Annotated in this window: 9 protein-coding genes and 1 pseudogene; 3 read left to right on the top strand and 7 right to left on the bottom strand. The window is 32.0% G+C overall.

Annotated elements, in window-relative coordinates; all coding sequences use genetic code 11:
- The 4 genes and pseudogenes from ACXJH6_RS03390 to ACXJH6_RS03375 form a co-directional block, all read right to left on the bottom strand.
- Positions 1-370 (bottom strand): annotated as a pseudogene (locus ACXJH6_RS03390) (acyl-ACP--UDP-N-acetylglucosamine O-acyltransferase); the annotation flags it as partial.
- Between the two features lie 75 nt (positions 371-445).
- Positions 446-664 carry a hypothetical protein gene (locus ACXJH6_RS03385; protein WP_456470363.1) on the bottom strand — a complete coding sequence of 73 codons (219 nt, stop codon included), beginning with the start codon at positions 662-664 and terminating at the stop codon, positions 446-448.
- Positions 664-1,104 carry a 3-hydroxyacyl-ACP dehydratase FabZ gene (fabZ, locus tag ACXJH6_RS03380; RefSeq protein ID WP_456470362.1) on the bottom strand — a complete coding sequence of 147 codons (441 nt, stop codon included), beginning with the start codon at positions 1,102-1,104 and terminating at the stop codon, positions 664-666. The genes ACXJH6_RS03385 and fabZ overlap by 1 nt, the downstream gene beginning before the upstream one ends.
- Before the next feature lie 16 nt (positions 1,105-1,120).
- Positions 1,121-2,206, bottom strand: a complete 1,086-nt coding sequence (locus ACXJH6_RS03375) for an epoxyqueuosine reductase QueH (RefSeq protein WP_456470361.1) — start codon at positions 2,204-2,206, stop codon at positions 1,121-1,123.
- 87 nt (positions 2,207-2,293) lie between these two features.
- Here ACXJH6_RS03375 and ACXJH6_RS03370 point away from each other — a divergent pair, with 87 nt between their 5' ends.
- Genes ACXJH6_RS03370 through ACXJH6_RS03360 form a run of 3 tightly spaced genes read left to right on the top strand, consistent with a single transcriptional unit; the run spans position 2,294 to position 3,609 of the window.
- A complete protein-coding gene (locus tag ACXJH6_RS03370) occupies positions 2,294-2,791 on the top strand; it encodes a class I SAM-dependent methyltransferase (RefSeq protein ID WP_456470360.1) in 498 nt (165 codons plus the stop codon).
- Entirely contained in the window at positions 2,775-3,341 is a 567-nt protein-coding gene (gene coaE / locus ACXJH6_RS03365) for a dephospho-CoA kinase (protein ID WP_456470359.1), read from the top strand. Before ACXJH6_RS03370 ends, coaE begins: the two co-directional genes overlap by 17 nt.
- A 34-nt stretch (positions 3,342-3,375) precedes the next feature.
- Positions 3,376-3,609 carry a hypothetical protein gene (locus tag ACXJH6_RS03360; protein WP_456470358.1) on the top strand — a complete coding sequence of 78 codons (234 nt, stop codon included), beginning with the start codon at positions 3,376-3,378 and terminating at the stop codon, positions 3,607-3,609.
- A 9-nt stretch (positions 3,610-3,618) separates the two neighbouring features.
- Here ACXJH6_RS03360 and ACXJH6_RS03355 read toward each other — a convergent pair whose 3' ends face one another.
- From ACXJH6_RS03355 to ACXJH6_RS03345, 3 genes are read right to left on the bottom strand one after another with little or no spacing between them, the layout of a single operon-like run.
- Positions 3,619-4,515 (bottom strand): RsmB/NOP family class I SAM-dependent RNA methyltransferase, encoded by an 897-nt coding sequence (locus tag ACXJH6_RS03355; protein ID WP_456470357.1) that lies wholly within the window; start codon positions 4,513-4,515, stop codon positions 3,619-3,621.
- An 8-nt stretch (positions 4,516-4,523) separates the two neighbouring features.
- Entirely contained in the window at positions 4,524-4,904 is a 381-nt protein-coding gene (locus tag ACXJH6_RS03350; protein WP_456470356.1) for an Hpt domain-containing protein, read from the bottom strand.
- On the bottom strand, positions 4,904-6,247 hold the full coding sequence (locus ACXJH6_RS03345; protein WP_456470355.1) for an FAD-dependent thymidylate synthase: 1,344 nt from the start codon (positions 6,245-6,247) through the stop codon (positions 4,904-4,906). The genes ACXJH6_RS03350 and ACXJH6_RS03345 overlap by 1 nt, the downstream gene beginning before the upstream one ends.
- Position 6,248 lies beyond the last annotated feature (1 nt).

Genomic DNA, 6,248 nt, shown 5'->3' with positions numbered 1-6,248 from the left:
AAATACAGTTATTTCCTATAATTACATCGTGAGCTACATGAACATATCCCATCAAAAGATTGTTGTCACCTATTTTAGTAACTCCGCCTCCGCCTTCGGTTCCGGGATTTATAAGCGTAAATTCCCTTATTTTATTGTTGTTTCCTATAATTAGCTCGGTTTTTTCCCCGTGGTATTTCAGATCCTGCGGCTCGCTTCCCACAACCGCATGGGAGTAAATATGATTATTGTCCCCTATTGTAGTATATCCTGTAATTACGGCGTAAGGTTCTATTATATTGTTATCGCCAATTACAACGTTTTCATCAATAATTACACCCTCGCCGATTTTACAGTTTTTGCCTATTTTACCTTTTATTATCGCTTTCATTTGTTATGCTCTAATTTGTATTCAAGATAAAAATAATATATCAACCCGCCTATTAGAAAAAGCAGTACACTTGCTTCAAGTATTTCTTTCATTTCTCTCCTTTATCTCATTATATAATTTTCCCAACTGATAAAGCGTTTTTATTATACCAACACTGCCAAGTATTATTAAAACCATTAACAATATCAAAATAAAATTATTTTTTACACTCAAAAAATAACCAAAACTTCCTCCGACTAACGTTGAAAAGAAAATAAGTTTTATTTTTAAAATATCAATCAGTTCTTTATACACTATTTGTCCATAATCATAGCTTTAAGCTCAGCCTCGCTCACAAGCTCCCCTTCAACATAAGCTTCTCCTTTTAGATGCCATATTTTCCCTCTATGTTTTATTGTTGAGATTTTATATACTAGTTTATCTCCAGGAAGTACAGGTTTTCTGAACTTTGCTTTATCTATACTCATAAAATATACGACTTTATCGCTTAATTCGTCTTTATCCATAACAGTAAAAGGCAAAATAGCGCCCGTTTGAGCCATACCTTCGATTATCAAAACACCAGGATATATTGGATGTCCCGGAAAATGCCCCTGAAAAACCTGATTTGTTATAGAAATATTAAGATACCCTTCAACATATTCACCGTTTTTAACATCCGTAATTCTATCAACAAGCAAAAACGGATATCTGTGAGGCAGCATTTCCTGAATCTGATTAATATCAAAAACCATTTTTTACCTTTTTTTATTAAAATTTTATCAAAATTTCTTTATTATCAGGATAAACTTTTGCCTCAATATCCACTTCATACTTTTCTTTAATTTCATTTACTATAATAATCGGTGATAAAGAATATTTTGTATTGGTGATTTTTTTCCTGAATTCAATCTCTTCGTCAATACTCGGGGGATTTTTAATTATTTCTAAAACATTGTTATATTTTTTGTTTAAAACTTCGCTAAATTTGGAAATTTCCGTAAAAATTACCTGCATTCTGTTAAAATACCCTATTCCATTCTTTACAAATTCAATCCTACCCCTCGCAGGTCTTTGAAGATACGAATAAAACAACACATAATTATCAACAATTTCCCATTTTCCATTTTCCATTTTACATTTTACATTACTCCGTAAGAGTCTGTAATTTAAAAAATTTTCTTTTATAATTTTATATTTAACACCTTTTTCTTCAAACTCTATTCTTTTTTTATAAAATTCAAGCTTTTCTTCTATACTGCTTGGAAGTATTTGAAAAGGAAATGGACTAATCAGTTCGTCAATAATTTCCTGATGCCGCTTTTGCTGCCATATCCCGTAAATACATCCGCAATAATCCTGCCTGTACATCTGATTTTCCCTGGCAAACTGCTGTTGTGCCTGAGTGCCTCCTTTTTTGCGGTAATCAACGTTTATAAATTCAACCCCGTACTTTCTTTTAATAACTTTTCCTACATTTTCAAGCTGTTCGTGAGATTTCATAGGAGACATTAAAAGAGAAGTCGTAACTTTATCGTGTCCTTCTTTTTTTGCAAACTGAGCCGCATTTTCAAGAGAAACATCAAAACAAATACTGCATCTTTTGCCTTTTTCGGGCTCATTTTCCATGCCTTTTGTTTTGTTATACCAAGTAAGATAATCATATTCACCTTCCACATATTCAATTCCCATTTTTTCGCATATTCTTTTTGTATCAAGAGAACGGAGTTTAAATTCACTGTAAGGATGAATATTAGGGTCGTAAAAGTAACCTACGATTTTTTCATCTGGATAATCTTCACGCAGGCGTTTTAAAAAATATCCGGCATCGACACTACAACAAAGATGGACAATCATAAAAAACCTTTTAAAATTTTTTCGAATATATCAAATTTTTTTGAAAAAATAAATTTTTTTGATATATTAAGCCAAAAAAGGAAACGCATGAGTATAAAATATGAAATGATGGCACTGGTTGGAGGCTGTACAAGTGAAGGTACGAACATTTTAGTGCCTGAAAATCTAAAAGACGAATTTAAAAAAATAACGATTACAAAATTTAATATTTATACAAAAGACGACAACAGTGATAAATACGATTTAATCATAGAAGAAACTCCAAGCGATATAATAAAAGTTTATGAAAAACTGAATAATGAGGGAATTTATATTACCACTCCTAACTCATTAACCGACAGAAACCTTTTTGCCAACCTTAGCAAACTTTTTTGGATTGTAATGCCGTTTTATTACTTAGATGAAAACTTAAACGCAAAACCTCTTGTATTTGCCAGCAAAAAATTCCACCCTACAGCCGATATTATAAGACACAGAAGCGACTTTGTAGAAGGTACTAAATATTATACCACTGATGTTCATCTTGCAAGCTTTACGCTTCCTAAATATATTTTTGAAGAAATAAAAGATGTCATCAGACTTTAAAAACGCAATAGTCCTGACAGGAGGTATAGGCACGGGTAAAAGCACCGTAGCCTCTTTTTTAAAAATGTACGGATATAAAATTATAGATGCGGATAAAATAAGCAAGGAAGTTTTTGAAGAAAAAAAAGAAAAAATAAAAGAAATATTCGGTACAACCGATAGAAAAAGCCTAAGAAAAATAGTTTTTAACGATAAAGAAAAATTAAAAACTCTTGAAGATTTAATACTTCCCGAGGTTAAAAAAAGAGTACTTGAAAAAGCTCAGAAATATGAAAAAGACGGAGTTCCTTATTTTGTGGATTTACCTCTCTTTTTTGAAAAACAAAACTACCCTCAATTTAAAAAAATATTGGTTGTATATGCCCCAAGAGAAATTCAAATAAAAAGAGTAATGAATAGAGACAACAATCCAAAAGATGAGGTGGAGGCTATTCTTAAAAACCAGATGGATATAGAAGAAAAGAAAAAAAGAGCCGATTTTATAATAGACAATTCAAAAGATTTAAAACATCTCCAAAAAGAAATAGAAAAATTCATCAAAATCTTATAACTTTTTGTTATAATAAATCAAAAAGGAGGGGAAAATGAAAAAAACTATTCCAATTACCACAATACCTTTAGCAAATACAAAAGAAGGCGTAATTTCCATCACCCACATTGAAGAACCATACGGAGAAGGCAGTAAACCGGTAGTCAGCATCGGTATTTCGCTTGACGGAGAAGAGAATAAGCCTGATTGGAAAGCTCATATTCCTTATGAAAACATAGACGATGTTATAGAGGCTCTTAAAGAGGCAAAAGAGAAATTCGGAAAATAGATTTTCTCTTTAAGACCCTTTTTTTATTTTAGTAAAGAAAAAACCGCTGTAAGCATTATGGGGAATAATTCTTATACATTTTTTAACATCAGGATTATATTGTTTATTTTCCCACTCTGTAATTCCCTCTTGAATATTGGCTATCGGTAAATCAATCTTTAAAACTTTTGCGTTATCATATCTGCTTAAAAGAAAATCTATTACCTCTTCGTTTTCTTCCGGAGAAAAAGTACAAGTTGCATATATCATCTCACCTCCCGGTTTTAATGCTTCAAAAGCGGATATTATAAGTTCTTTTTGAAGTTTTGAAAATCTTCTCACTCTTTTTAAATTCCACCAGGTAATTCCTTCGTTAAGGTCTATATGAGCCTCGCTGCTGCAAGGAGCATCCAAAAAAACTTTATCAAATAAAGCACCTGTGGCTTTATAAACAAATCTTCCGTCTTTATTGTAAGTCTGAATATTTTTTGCGCCGTGTTCTTTAAAATTTCTTTTCATTCTAAAAAATCTTTTTTTATCAGGTTCTACCGCACTAACTTTATCCGCTTTTTCACTGAAAATAAGACTTTTGCCCCCTGGAGCAGCCGCCAAATCCAATACCCAGTCATTTTTGTCAATATCAAGAGAATTGGCTGCAATTATAGAAGAGAGATTTTGAATATATATTTTATTGGCCGTATAAGGTTTTGATTTGGTAATTTTTTTTCTCTCTTCCATAGGAAGAGTATAAACATAATCGCTCCAATTAACTTTTTTTGGAAAATAGCCCTCTTTTTTCAACTCTTCAATAGTCTCCAAACCCGCTTTATGACGGTTTATTCTAAAAGAAAACTCTTTTTTTTCCTTTAAACCTTCAAGTATTTTAGGATTTATTTTATTAATTCTTTCAAAAAAAACACTTTCCATATTCTGCCTTAATGAGGAACTTTTAAAACTTTAGGATTTATAGGGGAAATTTCTCTGTTTTCATTAATATCGTTATACCACGTATGAAACTGCTCAGCTACGTCAAAAAGCCAGTCTATAAGCTTTTCGTCAACAGGTTTACCGTTTCTGTATTTTTCAAGCACGCCTTCTACAAAATGTGCAAAATTGTTTATTCTTTTTAATTTTAAAAAAGCGGTGGCTGATTTTAAATTATGAAACATTCTAAAAAGGTCGTTTATCGCATCCTTATCGGTATAAAGTGTTTCAATAACCAAATCAATAGTATCTTCAATAGAATCCAAAAGCATTAAAAATTCTTCTACTATTTCACTGTCAAATTCCGAATATAAATAATCCTGAACTCCCATTAAATTAACCTATTATAGTCTTCAAACTCCAACTTCCATACCTTTATACCGCAAAATCTTTCACCTTCCGGACATATCGGTCTTATCTTTTGTTGATACCTAAGAGCACATGGAGGAAGAAACTTATCAGCCGCACTTACTCCATGGTTTCTAAGCTGACGCACCTGTTCGTAAACAATATCGAAAATTTCCTCCTGAGCGTTATAACAAAGCCTCATTTGAGCTTTATGAGCAAATGCCTGAAAATCGTTATGTTCTACAATTTCTATATTATGGGCGTTTAAAAGAGCATAAGCGGCTTCGCAAAAGCCTATTTTTTCTTTTTGATTTTCAAAAAAATCATATGAATACTCAACCGCTTCTTTATAAAGATTTTCTACTTCTTTTACTATTGGAGGAATATAATAATCTCTTTTATAAATACTCTCTAAAGAAGGTCTAACAGCTAAAGAACGGCGATGGCGCTGGTTTTGGGCATCTGCCGATAAAGAGAGCTTTATATATGAATTAAAACTCCCAAGAATCGCTTCGTCAAGAAACATATTCGAAACTCTTAAAACTCCCGCATAATTTTCGTTCAAATCAAAATCATAATCCACTATATCGAAAACTTTAACTTTTTCATTTTTTATTTTATGTCTGCTTTTTATTTTTTCCAAATCAATAGAAGGAAACACTGCTTTTTCGTTTTGGGCAAACTCTATTAAAGGCTCTAAATCGGAATCGATTTTTATCATCTCTTCTTTTAACTGTCTTACAAACTCCATTCCCTCTTCCCTGGCTTCAGGAAGCGCTTTTGCGGCGTTTATATACCTAAGAGCGGTAATAACGTTTATGGTATGATACAAATGAGCGTTCATACCCACAGGCAATAGATATCTGGCAAATTCCTGAGCTCTTTTTTTTGCCTCTTTTTTCTTAAATTCAGGTAAAATTTTCTCTATAACAGGAGTTAATTTTTCAATAAGCTTTTCATAATATAAAAACATTTTTTCATAATATTTTTGCCATTTGTCTTTATCCGCGTTTTTGGGATAAGTAAAATTTTCTATTTTCATTTTTGCATAACGCTGACTTACCTGTTCAGAATTATAAAATGGATGAGCGTGTAAAAATCTCCATATTAAAAGTCTGCTCATCCCTTCTATTAAAAACGTAAAATGATAATGCATAAGAGTGGTATGGTGTCCCGCTTTAAAAATAGAATCTAAAAGATTGCTCTTTTTCTCCCACTCAGCCGCATCTTCAGGCGTTATAATATGTTTTCCAAAATAGCAGCTTCTCGCACTTCCAACTGCTATATCCGTTGGTTTATATAAACTTTTTAAAGCGGTTACTTTCATA

This window comes from Caminibacter sp. (genome assembly GCF_053999135.1).
The sequence above is the reverse complement of the archived record's forward strand: the minus strand, read 5'-3'. Positions and strand labels throughout refer to the sequence as shown.